This is a genomic window from Streptomyces xylophagus (genome assembly GCF_000716435.1).
GTDB classification, from domain to species: Bacteria; Actinomycetota; Actinomycetes; order Streptomycetales; family Streptomycetaceae; genus Streptomyces; species Streptomyces xylophagus.
In genome coordinates this window covers 1-429 of the sequence record NZ_JNWO01000147.1, presented here as the reverse complement: position 1 = coordinate 429, position 429 = coordinate 1, and the positions used below count along the sequence as shown (strand labels likewise).

Genomic DNA, 429 nt, shown 5'->3' with positions numbered 1-429 from the left:
TGGTGCCAAGGCATCCACCGTGCGCCCTTAAAAACTTGGCCACAGATGCTCGCGTCCACTGTGCAGTTCTCAAACAACGACCAACCACCCATCACCCCGCCCTAAGGCAAGTTCACTGGGGTCGGCACTGAAGGCGGCTAACAGCCGTACCTTCAGACACCCAACAGCGTGCCCGGCACCATCGCCACTCGAGGTCAGCTTTCCACGCTCCGAAGAGCAGTACTTGCAGCCATGAGATGACCGACAGTGCCGAATAATCAACGTTCCACCCTTGAGCAACCACCGTCGGACATTTGCCGACGTAATGGCCCTGGACCACCAGACAATGTCTGGCGGCCTAGATGCTCCTTAGAAAGGAGGTGATCCAGCCGCACCTTCCGGTACGGCTACCTTGTTACGACTTCGTCCCAATCGCCAGTCCCACCTTCG

The 429-nt window shown here is 58.0% G+C and carries 1 rRNA gene; it reads right to left on the bottom strand.

Annotation, left to right across the window (positions count from 1 at the left end):
* Window positions 1-352: 352 nt before the first annotated feature.
* Window positions 353-429, bottom strand: a 16S ribosomal RNA gene (locus OO70_RS50720); the annotation flags it as partial.